Below are 15,099 nucleotides of genomic sequence, written 5' to 3' on the forward strand. Positions count from 1 at the left end.
TTCCCGATTCCGTTTCCGCCGCCACCGCAGTCTCCGCCTCCGGCCCCGGGACGGGCGGCTCGGACTCAGGCTTGGACACGTGGACTCCCCACCCCGCCGGAACGGGCATCGGCTCGGCGCTCGGCACCATGGCTCGGACCCGAACGGGCCCGAATCTGAACGGTCGCGCGACTTTACCCGATCTTTCCGAACGTCCGTCCACTCTTTCCGGCCCGCCCTCCCCCGGCTCAGCCGCGGGCCAGGACCTCGCCGTGCAGCATCGAGAACCAGCCGTCCCCGGCGGCGCTCCACTCCCGCCAGCCGTCCGCGATCCGGTCCAGCTCGTCCCGGTCCGCGAGGCCCAGCCCGACGGCCGTCCGGCCCAGCGCGGTGCCCGTCACCCGGTCCGCCCACATCCCGCCCCACCAGGCGCGCTGCTCGGGCGTCGCGAACGTCCAGGTGGAGGCGCTCGCGGTGACCTCGGTGAAACCGGCCGCGCGGGCCCAGGACAGCAGCCGTCGGCCGGCGTCCGGCTCGCCGCCGTTGGCGCGGGCGGCCCGTCGGTACAGCTCCAGCCACCGGTCCAGCGCGGGGACCTCCGGGAACCAGGTCATCGAGGCGTAGTCGACGTCGCGGACCGCGACCACGCCGCCCGGTGCCGTCACCCGCCGCAGCTCGCGCAGCGCGGCCACCGGGTCGGCCACGTGCTGGAGCACCTGGTGGGCGTGCACCACGTCGAACTCACCGTCCCGGTACGGCAGTCGATGGACGTCGGCGCGCTCGAAGACGACGTTGGCCAGACCCCGCCCGGCGGTGTGTCCGGCGGCCTGCTCCAACACCTCGGCGGAGGTGTCCACGGCCACCACCCGTCCCTGCGGGCCGACCAGCCCGGCCAGGTCCGCGGTGATCGTGCCGGGCCCGCAGCCGACGTCCAACAGGGCCTGCCCGGGCTGCAGTTCGGGCAGCAGGTAGCCGGCCGAGTCGGCGGCGGTGCGGGAGCGGTGCGAGCGCAGCACGGCCTCCTGGTGGCCATGGGTGTAGACGGCGGCGGGCCGCGGTCCGGTCATGAGGTCCCCCCTGGGTGTGGTCGGTCCCGGTACTCCCGACGCTACTCCCAGTCCCGCATCGCGAGAAGATCCGTCTCATATTCCGACCACCAGGGGCCCGGTCCGCCCGACCGGATCCCGGCCGCCGTACCGTGGAGGCGCCCCCGACAGAACGGTCCCCGCCCATGCCCGGCCCGCGCCCCTTCGTCCTGCTGAGCGCCGCCGTCTCGCTCGACGGCCACCTCGACGACGCTTCCCCCGACCGGCTGCTGCTCTCCAACGCCGCCGACTTCGACCGGGTCGACGAGGAGCGCGCCGCCGCCGACGCGATCCTGGTCGGCGGCAACACCCTGCGCGTCGACAACCCCCGGCTGCTGGTCGACGACCCGGGGCGCCGGGAGGCCCGGCTGGCGGCGGGCCGGCCCGAGTACCCGCTGAAGGTGACCCTCAGCGCGAGCGGCGACCTTGACGCCGGCCTGCGGTTCTGGCACACCGGCGGCGCCCGGCTCGCGTACACCACGGACTGCGGGGCGGCGGCGCTCCGGCCCCGGCTGGACGGGCTGGCCGAGGTGGTCGCGCTGGGCGAGACGGTGGACCTCGGCGCGGTGCTGGACGACCTGGGCGCCCGCGGGGTGCGCCGGCTGATGGTCGAGGGCGGCGGGGGCGTGCACACCCAGTTCCTGGCCCGGGGCCTGGCGGACGAACTCCAGCTGGCCGTCGCCCCGCTGCTGGTCGGTCAGGCCGAGGCGCCGCGGTTCGTCCGTCCGGCCGCGTTCCCGGGCGGGCCGACCCGGCGGATGCGGCTGCTGGAGGCACGTACCGTGGGCGACGTCGTCCTGCTCAGGTACGCCCCGAAGGAGCCCGCGCCGTGACCCAGTCCGCGTCCACCGACCTCGACCACCTGCGCCGGGCCGTCGAGCTCTCCCGCCGCTGCCCGCCGTCGGAGACGGCCTTCTCGGTCGGCGCGGTGATCGTCGGCGCCGACGGCACGGTACTGGCGGAGGGCTACAGCCGGGAGACGGACCCGCACGACCACGCCGAGGAGGCGGCCCTGGCCAAGCTCCCGGCGGGCGATCCGCGGCTGCGGGGGGCGACCGTCTACAGCTCACTGGAGCCCTGCGGGCAGCGCGCCTCGCGGCCGGTGCCGTGCGCCCGGCTGCTCGTCGCGGCGGGCGTGCCGCGGGTGGTGGTCGCCTGGCGCGAGCCGGACCTGTTCGTCACCGACTGCCAGGGCACCGCACTGCTGACGGCGGCCGGGGTCGAGGTGGTGGAGCTGCCGGAGCCGGCCGAGGAGGCCCGGGCGGTCAACGCCCACCTGCTCGGCTGACTTTTTGTATCATTTCGAAACAAAGAGCTCGCGTCCTCCGGCTCTCCCGTCGCCGCACTCCCCGAGGAGCCGCCCCGTGCCCGCCACCCCCGTCCGCCTGACCGCCCGCGCCGTCCTCCTCGACATGGACGGGACGCTCGTCGACTCCGACGCCGTGGTCGAGCGCTGCTGGAGCCGCTGGGCCGGGCGGCACGGCCTGGACCCGGCCGAGGTGCTCGCCGTCGCCCACGGCCGCCAGGGCCACGCGACCATGGCCGCCCTACTGCCCGAGCGCCCGGCCGAACTCAACCTGGCCGACAACGAGCGGATGCTCGACGAGGAGCGCGCCGACACCGAGGGCGTCGTGCCGGTGCCCGGCGCCGTCGCCTTCCTCGCCTCGCTGGCCGGGCTCCCGCACGCCCTGGTCACCTCCGCCGACCAGCCGCTCGCCCGGGTCCGGATGGCCGCCGCCGGCCTGCCGCTGCCGCCCGTCCTGATCACCGCCGAGTCCGTCGGCGCGAGCAAGCCCGACCCCGAGGGCTTCCTCAAGGGCGCCGCCGCCCTCGGCTTCGCCCCCGCCGACTGCCTCGCCTTCGAGGACTCCGGCGCCGGCATCGCCGCCGCCAGGGCCGCCGGCGTCCGCGTCATCGGCATCGGCCCGCGCGCCCTACCCCACCACCCGGACGCCCACGCCGACACCCTCACCGCCGTCACCGTCACCACCACCCCCGACGGCCTCCTCACCGCCACGGTCGCCTGACCCCGGCAACGCCGTACCGGTCCGGGCCCGGACCGGTACGGGTACGCGCCCGGCCGTCGAGTCGGTCCGCAGCGTCCGGGCGCACCCGGCCGAGGCCTCACGGCAGCCGGACGCGGCGGCGTGCTCCGGCAGTGGGATCAACGGCCCCGGGGTCCCCGCGGGCCGTCGAACCGGATCATGCGCTCCAGGAGCTGTCCCGTTCCGGGCTGCCGGAGGTCGTCGACGATGCGACCGTCGGCGAGGAAGGCCACGCGGTCCGCGTACGCCGCGGCGGCCGGGTCGTGCGTGACCATCACGATCGTCCGGCCCGTCCCCCGGACCGGAAGCGGGTCGGCGTCCACGAAGTTCCGTACCGCGAGGTTCTCCGCGGGCGCCGGCGTGCTGCCCACGGTGCCGAGCAGGAACGCGGCCAGAACGAGCTCCCCCAGCGGGGCCGCATCCGACGTCTCGAGCAGGGCGAGGACTCCGAGCACCAGGGCGACCGCCGCGTCGCAGCCGAGCAGCAGGGTCCTGCGCTCGTAGCGGTCCGCGAGCACGCCGGCCGGCAGTCGGGCGAGCACGATGCCCAGGGACCCTCATGCCAGCCTCCTGGCGAACTGCCGTTGGACGCCGGACATCGGATGGGCCGTCATGACCGCGGGGACGGCCACCGCCAGAGCCGCGGCGACGGTCACGCCCACGGTCCAGGGCACGTCGAAGGCCGGCATCGCACCGGTGCCCAGGACCAGGGCCAACGGGACCAGGCAGACGATCGCCGTGACGGCGGCGAGGGCCGTACCGACGATCGTCACCCCCGCGGCCTCGTACACCACGCAGCGCAGCATCTGGAACCGGCCGAGGCCCAGGGCCCGCAGGTGCGCCCGTTGCGCCCGCCGGTCGCGCTGGGCGAGGGAGCTGGTGTTGGCGGCGGCCAACAGCGCATAGCCCGCGACGACGGCCACGATGAGCCGGACGGCCAGGTCGTCGGCGGCGCTGCGCGGGCTGAGGTCGGCGAGGTGGTCGGCGCGGGAGGCGACCTTCTGGCCCTGCGCGCGCGGCCAGCTGTCCGTGCCGCCGGTGAGCAGGATCCGATCGGCGCGGGCGGACGGCGTGTGTTCCAGCGCCGTCGACCGCGCAATCACCAACTCCGGGAAGGCCAGGTCCCGTTCGTAGACGGCGGCCAGGGTCAGCGGCTGCGAGGAGCCGTCCGCCAGGACGAACGTCACCTCCTGGCCCAGGCGCCAGTGGTGCCCGTCGGTCTGCATGGCACCGGCGGCGAAGGTGCCCTGCCGCAGGTCGGAGATGCTGCCTTCCCGCACCTTGAGGTCCAGGACCTCGGCCAGGGGGCCGCCGTCGGCCCCCCACGCGCTGGTGGCCGCCGGCTGGTCGTCGTACCAGGTGGGCGGAGGCGTGACCTCGGTGGCCACCAGCGGGACCGCCGTCCCGCCGGGGACCGGCGGCGCCGCGACCGGGAGCCGGGCCCCGGGCTCGGCCGTGACGACCGCCGCCGCGCGCAGGCCCTCCTCGGCCTGCCGGTGCTTCGCCTGCCCGATGGTGGCCCCGGCCCCGAGCAGCGACACGGCGATGCCCACCGACAGGAGCACCGGCACCGCCATCGCCGTCGTCCGCGCGGGTGTGGCCCGCAGGCCCACGGCGGCGAGGCGGCCCACCCGGCGGTCGAACAGGCGCATCAGCACGGTGGCCGGACGGATGAGCGGCGGCACGATCCAGGGAGCCAGCACGGCCAGCACGGGGATCACCACCAGCGCGACGCCGGGTGCCATCGCGGCGCGGAGCGTCGCGGGCAGGTCCATGAAGGCCATGACGAACAGCAGTGGGGCGCACAGGGTCACCAGCAGCAGCAGGCCGGTCACCAGGCGCGCCGTGCGCCGGGACGAGGCCACGGACAGCTCCGCGTCCCGCAACAGGGTGCCGGGGCTGACCCGTCCCGCGGCCAGCACGCTCGCCAGGGCCGCGAGCACCCCCACGCCCGCCGTGGCGAGGCAGACGGCCACCGCCGTCCACACCGTCCGGTCCGTGGCGGGAAGCGAGGCCTCCGCCGGGAACAGCCCGCGGTCCAGGAGGACGCTCCGGCCGAGTCCCGCCAGCGGAACCATGCCCAGGGCCGCGCCCACCGCCGCCGAGACCAGGCCGAGCCGCGCGACGTCGAAGGCGACGAGCCCGCGCAACCGGTTCGCGCCGACCCCCAGGGCGCGCAGCACGGCGAACTGGGAGAGCCGTTGGCCCGTCCACAGCGAGACGGTGGATCCGATGACCATCACCGCGCACATCAGCAGCATGGACATCAGGAGTGACAGGAGGTTCCGCGCGTCCTGCGCGGCGGCCCAGGCCGCCGAGTCCTTCTCGTACTCCGGGAGGCCGGCCCCGATGAAGAGCAGCGCGCCGGCGCCCAGCCCGGCGGCCGTCACGGCGCATGCCAGGGCCGCGGCCACCACTCTGCCGGGGTAGGCCCGGACCTCGGCGGCGAACAGCCGGCGCATGCTCGTCGGACCGGCGGGAGGGCTGGAAGGCGCGGACACGTTTGCTGACCTCCATCGGAGCGTGAGCCGGAACGAGCCGGGGAGGCCGCACTGACCGCGGCCTCCCCGAACTCGCTTCTTTGGAACGGGTCTTGCCCAATTATCGGCGCCTCAGTGGCACACGACGATGCTCACGGTGCCGATCGGGGCCTCGACCACGGTCTCCTCGTCCAGCTCCTGCAGAGCGAGAACGTTCAGCATGCGAAGTCACCTCCCCACTGCGACCGTCACCACGCGTCCGCCTCGTCTCCAGGAGACGGCTGGTGGCCGCGGCTTGACCCCGGCGATGAAAGCGTCGCTTCGCGTGGTTCCACTACTCGTTCGACGAACCGATCCCCCAGGCCACGCCGAACCGCCCTCAGGGCCCGAATTCGACACCCACCTCGCCCGGCCGATCCCGCGAGGTCGGCGCGCTCACCGAGCAGATCCGACCCGACGCGGGTACGGCGATGCAACCCGACCGGCAATCAGTAGTGGTAGCGGGCTGCCAGGATGATGATGTCCCGGTCGGTGACCAGGTAGACGAGGCGGTGCTCGTCGTCGATCCGCCGCGATCACGCGTACCACATAACGTACCCCTCAAGTGGGAGCGACGAACCGAACGAGTCAGCACCAAGTCAGCACGGAAAAGGGATCGGGGCCCGTCTCAAGGGAGGCGGGCCCCGGCCGACCTGCACTGTTGACAGGTCGAGTTATCTCAGCGCAATCAGACGCTCACACGTTGAAGCGGAACTCCACGACGTCGCCGTCCTGCATGACGTACTCCTTGCCCTCGATGCGGGCCTTGCCCTTGGAGCGGGCCTCGGCGATGGAGCCGGTCTCGACCAGGTCGGCGAAGGAGATGACCTCGGCCTTGATGAAGCCCTTCTGGAAGTCGGTGTGGATGACTCCGGCGGCCTCGGGGGCGGTGGCGCCCTTCTTGATGGTCCAGGCGCGGGCTTCCTTCGGGCCGGCCGTCAGGTAGGTCTGGAGGCCGAGGGTGTCGAAGCCGACCCGGGCGAGGGTGGCGAGGCCGGGCTCCTCCTGGCCCATGGACTGGAGCAGCTCCAGGGCCTCGGCGTCGTCCAGCTCGATCAGCTCGGACTCGATCTTGGCGTTGAGGAAGATCGCCTCGGCCGGGGCGACCAGCTGGCGCTGGGCGTTCTTGAAGTCCTCGTCGGCCAGCTCGTCCTCGTCCACGTTGAAGACGTAGAGGAAGGGCTTGGCGGTCAGCAGGTGGAGCTCGCGGATCGGGGCGGTGTCGAAACCCGCCTCGAAGAGGGTCTTGCCGGTCTCCAGGATCGCCTGCGCGGCCTCGGCGGCGGCCAGCACGGGGGCGGTGTCCTTCTTGAGGCGCGCCTCCTTCTGGAGTCGCGGCAGGACCTTCTCGATGGTCTGGAGGTCGGCCAGGATCAGCTCGGTGTGGATGGTCTCGATGTCGTCCTTGGGCGACACCTTGCCGTCCACGTGCACCACGTCCGGGTCGGTGAAGGCGCGCACGACCTGGCAGATCGCGTCCGACTCGCGGATGTTGGCGAGGAACTTGTTGCCCAGGCCCTCACCCTCGCTGGCGCCGCGCACGATGCCGGCGATGTCGACGAAGTCGACGGTCGCCGGGAGGATGCGCTGGGAGCCGAAGATCTCGGCGAGCTTGGTCAGCCGCTCGTCCGGGACGCCGACCACGCCGACGTTCGGCTCGATGGTGGCGAACGGGTAGTTGGCCGCCAGCACGTCGTTCTTGGTCAGGGCGTTGAACAGGGTCGACTTGCCGACGTTCGGCAGGCCGACGATTCCGATCGTGAGCGACATGAAGCGCAGTCCCGTGGGCTTGGAGGAGTTGGGTCGGCACCGTACGGGCCGACCCCCAAGTCTACGGGCAGCCTCCGCCGCGCCTCACTCCTCGGTCGCAGCCGCCCTGGGCTCCAGGAACTCCAGCCGGTTGCCCAGCGCGTCGTCGGCGTAGAAGCGCCGGTGGCCGGGCAGGTTGTCGTCCCAGGCCACCGGGTGGCCGTGCGCGGTGAGGCGGTCGGCGAGCGCGTCCAGCGAGCGGACCAGGATCCCCGGGTGCCCCTTGCGGGACGGGCGGAAGTCCGGGGTCACGCCCAGGTGCACCTCGACGCCGCCGCCCCGGAACCAGCAGCCTCCCCGGGCGGCCGGCACCGGCGGCTTCGGCAGTTCGGCCATGCCGAGCACGCCGGACCAGAACGCCCGGCACTCGTCCTCGGCGCCGGCCGGGATGTCGAGCTGGACGTGATCGAGCCGTTCGAACGTGAAATCGGTCATGTTGTCCCCCCGCGGGAAGCCCGTGTACGGATCCGGTGGTCATCGCTCGTCGGCTCGTCCGAGCAGGTCAGCCGACCTGAACGACGATCACATCACTACTCCGCCCAAAGACACGGGGCAAGACCTGAACGGTCCATTACACAGTGTGGCGATGATCGGACCGTACGTTGGGCGGGTGGAGCAGAGCATCCGTACCCAGCCGCCAGGGCCCAGACGCCGTCCGCCGACCGGCCTGGCCGCAGCCGCCGTCCCCGGCCCGGGCCGGGCCCCCGAGAGCGCCGGAGCCCCCGCCGGGCGCGGCTCCCGGCCGCGCCCGGCGGCCACCGAGAGCCCGGCCGGCCCCCGGCTGCGCCTGCGCGTGCCGCTGGGCGGGCAGCGCGGCGACGAACCGTCGGACGGGCGGCGGCGCACCGGCCGGCGGGCCCGGCTGACGGCCGTCGGCACCGGGGTGGTCGCCGTCCTGGCGACGCTCGCGGTGGCCGGCGTGGACCGGCTGCTGTTCGACGGCCTGGGCTGGGTGTTCGGCCTCGGCTACCTGGCGGTCTGCTTCCAGCTGGCCGTCCGGGTGCGCTACGTCGACCTGCTGGCCGCACCGATCAGCGGGCCGATCGCCTTCGCCCTCGCGCTGCTGCTGCTCGAACCGGTGAGCTCCCCGGGCGTCACCGCCCAGGTGGTCTCGCTGGCGACCGGGCTGGCGCTGCGGGCCGGCTGGCTGTTCTCCGGCACAGGGCTGGCCGCGCTGATCGTGCTCGCGCGGTTCGTCGCCCAGCGCCGGATCCACCGCTCCCGCTGACGCCGCCCTCCCGCGAGGCCTGAGCCGAGGACCGAGTGCCGAGCCCGGGGCCCGGCCCGCTCAGCCCTCCGCCCGGGCCGCCGCCATGGCGGCCCCGACGATGCCCGCGTCGTTGCGCAGCTCCGCCGGCACCACGCGCGCCTCGCGGTCCCTCAGCAGCGGCAGGAACCTCTCGTGCTTGCGGCTCACCCCGCCGCCGATCACGATCAGGTGCGGCGAGAACAGCCTCTCCACCAGGTCCAGGTAGTCGTCCACCCGCCCGGCCCACTGCTCCCAGTTCAGCCCGTGCCGATCCTTGGCGGCCGAGGAGGCCCGGCGCTCGGCGTCCTTGCCGCGCAGCTCCAGGTGGCCCAGCTCGGTGTTGGGCACCAGCGTGCCGTCCACGAACAGGGCGCTGCCGATGCCGGTGCCGAAGGTGAGCACCAGGACCACGCCCGGCTCGCCCCGGCCGGCGCCGTGCGTCAGCTCGGCCAGGCCGGCCGCGTCCGCGTCGTTCAGGACGGTCGCGGGCATCCCCAGTGCCTCGCGGAAGAGACCCGCCGCGTCCAGGTCGATCCAGCCCTTGTCCACGTTGGCCGCCGTTCTGGTGCGGCCGTCGACCACCACGCCGGGGAAGGTCAGCCCGACCGGGCCGTGGTGGTCGAAGTGGCGGACCACCTCGCAGACGGCGGCGACCACGGCCTCGGGCGCGGACGGCTGCGGGGTGAGCACCTTGTGGCGCTCCTCGACGAGCACGCCCCGGGCGAGGTCGACGGGCGCCCCCTTGATCCCCGAGCCGCCGATGTCCACGCCGAATACCGCCGTCATCACGTCCGCCCTCCGCCGTCGGCCGCGGACCGGGCCGGTCCGCGGCCGGTGGATTGTCCACAGCCCTGTGCACAAAGCTACGAGAGCGCGCCGGGGCGTGCACAGCGGAAGGCCCGGCGCCCCGAGTCGGGGGTGCCGGGCCTTCCGGGTGGGGTCAGAGCTTGCCCGCGGCCTCGGCGCGCAGGTCGCGGCGCAGCTCCTTGGGCAGCGAGAAGGTCAGGTGCTCCTCGGCGGTCTTGACCGTCTCGACCGTGTCGTAACCGCGCGCGGCCAGGAACTCCAGCACGCCGTCGACCAGGATCTCCGGCACCGAGGCGCCGCTGGTCAGGCCGACCGTGGTGACGCCCTCCAGCCACTCCTCGCGGATCTCCTCGGCGAAGTCCACCAGGTGGGCGGCCTTGGCGCCGTACTCCAGGCCGACCTCGACCAGGCGGACGGAGTTGGAGGAGTTCCTGGAGCCGACCACGATCAGCAGGTCGGTCTCCGCGGCCAGCTGCTTGACCGCGACCTGGCGGTTCTGGGTGGCGTAGCAGATGTCGTCGCTGGGCGGGCTGACCAGCGCGGGGAAGCGCTTCTTCAGCTCACCGACGGTGGCCATGGTCTCGTCCACGGACAGGGTGGTCTGGGACAGCCAGACGACCTTGGACTCGTCCCGGACCCGCACGTTGGCGACGTCCTCGGCACCGTCCACCAGGTGGATCCGGTCCGGGGCCTCGCCCATGGTGCCGATGACCTCCTCGTGGCCCTCGTGGCCCACCAGCAGGATGTCGAAGCCCTCGTCGGCGAAGCGCACGGCCTCCTTGTGCACCTTGGTGACGAGCGGGCAGGTCGCGTCGATGGTGGCGAGCTTCCCGGCCCGCGCCTCGTCGTGGACGGACGGGGCGACGCCGTGCGCGGAGAAGACGACGATCGCGCCCTGCGGCACCTCCTCCGTCTCGTCGACGAAGATCGCGCCCTTCTTCTCCAGGGTCTGCACCACGTACTTGTTGTGGACGATCTGCTTGCGGACGTAGATGGGCGCCCCGTACTGCTCCAGGGCCTTCTCCACGGCGATCACGGCGCGGTCGACTCCCGCGCAGTAGCCCCGGGGGGCGGCGAGCAGGACACGGCGCTGCGCGGTCTTGGACATGGCTCCATCGTACGGGCGGTGGCGGGTCGTGCCGCCCCGGCCGGGGAGCCGCGCCAACAGTGGACGCTTTCCGTGCGGACTCGGTCGATACCGCTCAAAATGTGGTGTCTATGAGCTCTGTGAGCGAGCGGGCAACGCCGAGCGGCCTGCGCCGCAGCCTGGGCGTGCGCGATCTGATGGTCTACGGACTGCTGTTCATCGCCCCGATGGCCCCGGTCGGCGTGTTCGGCGTGCTGGACGCCAGGAGCCACGGCGCCGTCGCCGCCGTGTACCTGGCCGCGACGGTGGCGATGGGCTTCACCGCCTTCTCGTACGCCGAGATGGTGCGCGCGGTGCCGCAGACCGGCTCGGTGTTCGCCTACGCGCGGGCCGGCCTGGGCGAGGGCCCGGGCTTCGTCGCCGGGTGGATGGCGATGCTCGACTACCTCCTGATCCCCGCAGTGGCCTACCTGTTCTCCGGGATCGCGCTGAACTCCCTGGTGCCGGACGTCTCCCGCTGGGTCTGGACGGCGCTCGCGGTGGTGGTGACCACCGCGCTCAACCTGGTCGGGGTGCGGACGGCGGCGGCGGTCGGGTTCGCGGTGCTCGCGATGGAGATCGCGGTGCTGCTGGTGTTCACAACCGCGGCCGTGGTGGCGCTGGTCCAGGACGGCCCCCGGCGCGGCTGGGACACCCCGTTCACCGCCGTCGGGGCGTTCTCGCCGACCGCGGTGATCTCGGCGGTGTCCGTCGCGGTGCTCTCCTACCTGGGCTTCGACGCGATCGCCACCTTCGTGGAGGAGGCGGTCGGCGCGTCCGCGGCGGTGGCCAGGGCGGTGCTCTGGTGCCTGGCGCTGGCCGGGGTGCTGTTCGTCGTCCAGACCTACCTGGCGGCGCTGCTGGAGCCGACCGGCCCGCAGCAGCTCGCGGCGGACCCGGCGGCCCAGGGCTCGGCATTCTACGACACCGTGGAGAGCGGGGTCGGGCACTGGCTGCACGTGCTGGTGGCGGCCAGCAAGGCGATCGGCGCGGCCTTCGCCGCCCTGGCCGGGCAGGCCGCGGCCGGCCGGCTGGTCTTCGCGATGGCCCGGGACGGCCGGCTGCCGCGGACGCTCGGCTCGGTCGACCCGGCCAGCGCGGTGCCGCGCCGGGCGCTGCTGACGGCCGCGGTGATCACGATGGCGGCGGCGGTCTGGGCGGCCGACCGGGACGACGGGCTGGACCAGCTCACCTCGGTGGTGAACGTGGGCGCGCTGACCGCCTTCGCGCTGCTGCACGCCTCGGTGATCGGCTGGTACGCGGTGCGGCACCGCTCGCGGCGGTGGCTGCGGCACCTGGTCGTGCCGGTACTGGGGATCGCGGTGATCGGGGCGGTGGTGTACGAGGCCTCGTCCACCGCGCAGCTGGTCGGGCTGGTCTGGCTGGCGGTCGGCCTGGCGGTGCTCGCCGTCCAGGGGGCGAGCGGCCGAAGCGGCGGCCCCGGCCGGGCCGGCGGGCGCCGACGGCCGTAGACGCGGCTGTCGCCGTTGCGGCGGACGTAGCCGTGTCGGCCGGCGCCGCTAGCCTCGTACGCATGGCCAACACCAGCTCCCCCGAAGCGCCGCTCCCGGTCGGCAAGGTCTCCGCGCTGATCGGCGGCTGGATCGACCGGCTCGGCGCGGTCTGGGTGGAGGGGCAGATCACCCAGCTCAGCCGCCGCCCCGGCGCGGGCGTGGTGTTCCTGACCCTGCGCGACCCCCAGGCCGACGTGTCGCTCACGGTGACCTGCTTCCGCTCGGTGTTCGACCAGGTCGCGGACGTGGTGCAGGAGGGCGCGCGGGTCGTCGTGCACGCCAAGCCGGAGTGGTACGCGGCGCGCGGGCAGCTGTCGATGCGCGCCTCCGAGATCCGGCCGGTGGGCCTGGGCGAGCTGCTGGCCCGGCTGGAGCAGCTGAAGCGGCGGCTCGCCGGGGAGGGCCTGTTCGCGGCCGAGCGCAAGAAGCCTCTGCCGTTCCTGCCGCAGTGCGTCGGGCTGGTCACCGGGCGCGGTTCGGCCGCCGAGCGGGACGTCCTGGAGAACGCCCGGCGGCGCTGGCCGGCCGTCCGCTTCGAGGTGCGCAACGTCCCGGTGCAGGGGGTCAGCGCGGTGGAGCGGGTGTGCGCGGCCGTGCGGGAGCTGGACGAGCACCCCGAGGTCGACGTGATCGTCGTGGCCCGCGGCGGCGGCAGCGTGGAGGACCTGCTGCCGTTCTCGGACGAGGGGCTGGTGCGGCTGGTCGCGGCCGCCCGTACGCCGGTGGTGAGCGCGATCGGGCACGAGCCGGACCAGCCGCTGCTGGACTTCGTGGCCGACCTGCGCGCCTCCACCCCGACCGACGCGGCCAAACGGGTGGTCCCGGACGTCGGCGAGGAGCTGGCGAAGATCCGCCAGCTGCGCGACCGCGCCCGCCGGCACGTGCTGTCCCGGGTCGAGCGCGAGCAGCACGGGCTGGACGGGGTGCGCAGCCGTCCGGCGCTGGCCGCCCCGCACCGGATGCTGGACGGGCGCGGGCAGGAGGTGGACGGCCTGCTGGAGCGGGCCCGGCGCACCCTGCGGCACCGGCTGGACCACGCGCAGAGCGACCTCGGGCACACCCTGGCCCGGGTGGTCGCGCTCTCCCCGGCGGCCACCCTGGAGCGCGGCTACGCGGTGCTCCAGCGGGCGGACGGCACGGTGGTGACAGACCCGGCGCAGGTCGCGCCCGGCGAGGGGCTGCACGCCCGGGTGGCGGGCGGCGGCCTCGACGTCACCGTGGACGCCCGGTAGGCAGGCCCTGACCACGGCCGGACGGGGCTGGGGAGTGTCGGCCCGAGCCCCTACGCTGGCACGCATGGCAGAGCAGCAGGAACAGCAGGACGCGGCGGCGCCGAACCCGGACGACGCGCTGGGCTACGAGCACGCCCGGGACGCGCTGCTGGACGTCGTCCGGCAGCTGGAGAACGGCGGAACCTCGCTGGAGGAGTCGCTGGCCCTGTGGGAGCGCGGCGAGCAGCTGGCGAAGGTGTGCCAGCGCTGGCTGGACGGCGCCCGGGCCCGGCTGGACGCCGCGCTGGCCGCCGAGGAGGGCGCGAGCCCGGGCGGGGAGTGAGGCCGCGCGGCGGCTGGAAACCGGGCGGGAGTGAAGCAGCTCACACCCGCTTGGGGAATCGTTGAATCTTCACCTATGTTGGAGGAAGTGATCGGCCGCGGCCGGTCACACCGACGAACTCCTTTCCGCATGAGGTGCACAAGCATGACCACCGACGCCCTGGTACTCGACGCCGCCGCCCAGGACCTGCTGTTCCGCGAGGCCCGCACCGCGAACACCTTCACCGACGAGCCGGTCTCCGAGGAGCAGATCCGGGCCATCTACGAGCTGGTCAAGTTCGGCCCGACCGCCTTCAACCAGCAGCCGCTGCGCGTCGTCCTGGTCCGCTCGGCCGAGGGCCGCGAGCGCCTCGTCCGGCAGATGGCGGACGGCAACAAGGAGAAGACCGCCGCCGCCCCGCTGGTCGCCATCCTGGCCGTGGACAACGAGTTCCACGAGGAGCTGCCGACCCAGCTCCCGCACTTCCCGCAGGCCAAGGACCTGTTCTTCTCGGAGCGCAGCGTCCGCGAGCAGTCCGCCACGCTGAACGGTGCCCTGCAGGCCGCCTACTTCATCGTCGGCGTGCGCGCCGCCGGCCTGGCCGCCGGCCCGATGACCGGCTTCGACGCCGACGGCATCAACAAGGAGTTCTTCGAGGACGGCGAGCACTCGGTGCTGGCCGTGGTCAACATCGGCCGGCCGGGCGAGGACGCCTGGTTCCCGCGTTCGCCGCGCCTGGCCTACGACGAGGTCGTCACCACCGTCTGATCCGCCCCGCGCACGCCCGAAGGGCCCCGCACCGGTTCGTCCGGTGCGGGGCCCTTCGGCGTGCGCGTGCGCGCGGAAGCGGGTGAGGGGGCGGGGCGAGTGCGGGGGCGGACTACTTGAGCGCCTGCGCCAGCTCGGCCAGCTCCTCGTAGGAGGCGGTGCCGGTGAGCAGGGTGGTCCCGACGCCGGTCTGCGCGGCCAGGGCGCGGTCCTTCTCGCCCTGCAGCCGGTCCCAGGTGCGGCCGGCCACCTCGGAGGTGCCGTCCGCCTTGGCGCCCTTGACGTAGTCCGACACCAGGGAGTCGCGCGAGACGTCGCTCTGCTCGACCGCCGCGTACTGGCCGGAGGGAGTCACGAAGCCCAGGTGCCAGGCGTTGCCCTTGCCGTTGTTCTGGTCGGCCGGCCGGTAGGCGACCGAGGTGGCCCGCCACTTCTCCGGCAGCCCCTCCGGGGCGAGCAGCGGGTACGGCGCGGCGCGCTTGGCGGAGGCCGCCGCGACCTTGTACTCGACCACGTGCACCGGGTCGCCGTTGGCGTCGTGCGGGAGGAACAGGTACCCGATCCAGACGATGAAACCGACCGCCAGCATCGACAGGACCATGTCCCGTACGGTCTGCCGACCCCTCATGCCCTTGCTGTCTGCTGCCACCCCCACATGGTGACTC

General features: G+C 73.9%; 14 protein-coding genes and 3 pseudogenes. 7 read left to right on the top strand and 10 right to left on the bottom strand.

Going from position 1 to position 15,099, the window contains the following annotated elements:
* Positions 1-227: 227 nt before the first annotated feature.
* Positions 228-1,046, bottom strand: coding sequence for a methyltransferase domain-containing protein (locus ACWDBE_RS31105; RefSeq protein WP_449791136.1), 819 nt, complete (start codon positions 1,044-1,046; stop codon positions 228-230).
* A 164-nt stretch (positions 1,047-1,210) separates the two neighbouring features.
* On the opposite strand from ACWDBE_RS31105, the pseudogene ACWDBE_RS31110 reads away from it, so the two are divergent.
* Positions 1,211-2,352 (top strand): annotated as a pseudogene (locus ACWDBE_RS31110) (dihydrofolate reductase family protein).
* Positions 2,353-2,428: 76 nt separating this feature from the next.
* The gene (locus ACWDBE_RS31115; RefSeq protein WP_449809654.1) at positions 2,429-3,091 is read left to right on the top strand and encodes an HAD-IA family hydrolase; all 663 of its coding nucleotides are present in this window, start codon (positions 2,429-2,431) and stop codon (positions 3,089-3,091) included.
* A 137-nt stretch (positions 3,092-3,228) separates the two neighbouring features.
* Here the strand turns inward: ACWDBE_RS31115 and ACWDBE_RS31120 are convergent.
* The 6 genes and pseudogenes from ACWDBE_RS31120 to ACWDBE_RS31145 all read right to left on the bottom strand — a co-directional run.
* Positions 3,229-3,411: pseudogene (locus ACWDBE_RS31120) on the bottom strand (ABC transporter ATP-binding protein); the annotation flags it as partial.
* A gap of 255 nt (positions 3,412-3,666) precedes the next feature.
* Positions 3,667-5,610 (bottom strand): FtsX-like permease family protein, encoded by a 1,944-nt coding sequence (locus ACWDBE_RS31125; RefSeq protein ID WP_449809655.1) that lies wholly within the window; start codon positions 5,608-5,610, stop codon positions 3,667-3,669.
* Positions 5,611-5,721: 111 nt separating this feature from the next.
* Entirely contained in the window at positions 5,722-5,811 is a 90-nt protein-coding gene (locus ACWDBE_RS31130; protein ID WP_449809656.1) for a class III lanthipeptide, read from the bottom strand.
* A gap of 266 nt (positions 5,812-6,077) precedes the next feature.
* Positions 6,078-6,164: pseudogene (locus ACWDBE_RS31135) on the bottom strand (type II toxin-antitoxin system YoeB family toxin); the annotation flags it as partial.
* Between the two features lie 160 nt (positions 6,165-6,324).
* Positions 6,325-7,398 carry a redox-regulated ATPase YchF gene (ychF, locus tag ACWDBE_RS31140; protein ID WP_449791139.1) on the bottom strand — a complete coding sequence of 358 codons (1,074 nt, stop codon included), beginning with the start codon at positions 7,396-7,398 and terminating at the stop codon, positions 6,325-6,327.
* A gap of 84 nt (positions 7,399-7,482) precedes the next feature.
* A complete protein-coding gene (locus ACWDBE_RS31145) occupies positions 7,483-7,872 on the bottom strand; it encodes a glyoxalase (RefSeq protein ID WP_449809657.1) in 390 nt (129 codons plus the stop codon).
* A gap of 175 nt (positions 7,873-8,047) precedes the next feature.
* Between ACWDBE_RS31145 and ACWDBE_RS31150 the strand changes: the two genes are divergently transcribed.
* On the top strand, positions 8,048-8,665 hold the full coding sequence (locus ACWDBE_RS31150; RefSeq protein ID WP_449809658.1) for a DUF6542 domain-containing protein: 618 nt from the start codon (positions 8,048-8,050) through the stop codon (positions 8,663-8,665).
* 60 nt (positions 8,666-8,725) lie between these two features.
* Here the strand turns inward: ACWDBE_RS31150 and ppgK are convergent, their stop codons facing one another.
* Together ppgK and ACWDBE_RS31160 are read right to left on the bottom strand one after the other, a co-directional pair.
* Entirely contained in the window at positions 8,726-9,472 is a 747-nt protein-coding gene (gene ppgK / locus ACWDBE_RS31155; protein WP_449791142.1) for a polyphosphate--glucose phosphotransferase, read from the bottom strand.
* A 154-nt stretch (positions 9,473-9,626) separates the two neighbouring features.
* The gene (locus ACWDBE_RS31160; protein ID WP_392873704.1) at positions 9,627-10,601 is read right to left on the bottom strand and encodes a 4-hydroxy-3-methylbut-2-enyl diphosphate reductase; all 975 of its coding nucleotides are present in this window, start codon (positions 10,599-10,601) and stop codon (positions 9,627-9,629) included.
* Positions 10,602-10,711: 110 nt separating this feature from the next.
* Here ACWDBE_RS31160 and ACWDBE_RS31165 point away from each other — a divergent pair, with 110 nt between their 5' ends.
* The 4 genes from ACWDBE_RS31165 to ACWDBE_RS31180 all read left to right on the top strand — a co-directional run bounded on the left by ACWDBE_RS31165 (position 10,712) and on the right by ACWDBE_RS31180 (position 14,434).
* The gene (locus ACWDBE_RS31165; RefSeq protein ID WP_449791143.1) at positions 10,712-12,091 is read left to right on the top strand and encodes an APC family permease; all 1,380 of its coding nucleotides are present in this window, start codon (positions 10,712-10,714) and stop codon (positions 12,089-12,091) included.
* A gap of 62 nt (positions 12,092-12,153) precedes the next feature.
* On the top strand, positions 12,154-13,365 hold the full coding sequence (gene xseA, locus ACWDBE_RS31170) for an exodeoxyribonuclease VII large subunit (protein ID WP_449791144.1): 1,212 nt from the start codon (positions 12,154-12,156) through the stop codon (positions 13,363-13,365).
* A gap of 64 nt (positions 13,366-13,429) precedes the next feature.
* Positions 13,430-13,687 carry an exodeoxyribonuclease VII small subunit gene (locus ACWDBE_RS31175; RefSeq protein ID WP_449791145.1) on the top strand — a complete coding sequence of 86 codons (258 nt, stop codon included), beginning with the start codon at positions 13,430-13,432 and terminating at the stop codon, positions 13,685-13,687.
* 144 nt (positions 13,688-13,831) lie between these two features.
* Positions 13,832-14,434: a malonic semialdehyde reductase gene (locus ACWDBE_RS31180; RefSeq protein WP_449791146.1), complete on the top strand. Its 603-nt coding sequence runs from the start codon at positions 13,832-13,834 to the stop codon at positions 14,432-14,434.
* Between the two features lie 112 nt (positions 14,435-14,546).
* Here ACWDBE_RS31180 and ACWDBE_RS31185 read toward each other — a convergent pair whose 3' ends face one another.
* Entirely contained in the window at positions 14,547-15,083 is a 537-nt protein-coding gene (locus tag ACWDBE_RS31185) for a DUF4245 domain-containing protein (protein ID WP_449791147.1), read from the bottom strand.
* Between the last annotated feature and the right edge of the window lie 16 nt (positions 15,084-15,099).

Source organism: Kitasatospora sp. NPDC001132 (assembly GCF_053598415.1).

Excerpts from the sequence above, each read along its gene's own strand:
- ACWDBE_RS31105 (WP_449791136.1), bottom strand. The coding sequence starts at position 1,046 with ATGACCGGACCGCGGCCCGCCGCCGTCTACACCCATGGCCACCAGGAG.
- ACWDBE_RS31130 (WP_449809656.1), bottom strand. The coding sequence starts at position 5,811 with ATGCTGAACGTTCTCGCTCTGCAGGAGCTGGACGAGGAGACCGTGGTC.
- ychF (WP_449791139.1), bottom strand. The coding sequence starts at position 7,398 with ATGTCGCTCACGATCGGAATCGTCGGCCTGCCGAACGTCGGCAAGTCG.
- ACWDBE_RS31145 (WP_449809657.1), bottom strand. The coding sequence starts at position 7,872 with ATGACCGATTTCACGTTCGAACGGCTCGATCACGTCCAGCTCGACATC.
- ppgK (WP_449791142.1), bottom strand. The coding sequence starts at position 9,472 with ATGACGGCGGTATTCGGCGTGGACATCGGCGGCTCGGGGATCAAGGGG.
- ACWDBE_RS31160 (WP_392873704.1), bottom strand. The coding sequence starts at position 10,601 with ATGTCCAAGACCGCGCAGCGCCGTGTCCTGCTCGCCGCCCCCCGGGGC.
- ACWDBE_RS31165 (WP_449791143.1), top strand. The coding sequence starts at position 10,712 with ATGAGCTCTGTGAGCGAGCGGGCAACGCCGAGCGGCCTGCGCCGCAGC.
- xseA (WP_449791144.1), top strand. The coding sequence starts at position 12,154 with ATGGCCAACACCAGCTCCCCCGAAGCGCCGCTCCCGGTCGGCAAGGTC.
- ACWDBE_RS31175 (WP_449791145.1), top strand. The coding sequence starts at position 13,430 with ATGGCAGAGCAGCAGGAACAGCAGGACGCGGCGGCGCCGAACCCGGAC.
- ACWDBE_RS31180 (WP_449791146.1), top strand. The coding sequence starts at position 13,832 with ATGACCACCGACGCCCTGGTACTCGACGCCGCCGCCCAGGACCTGCTG.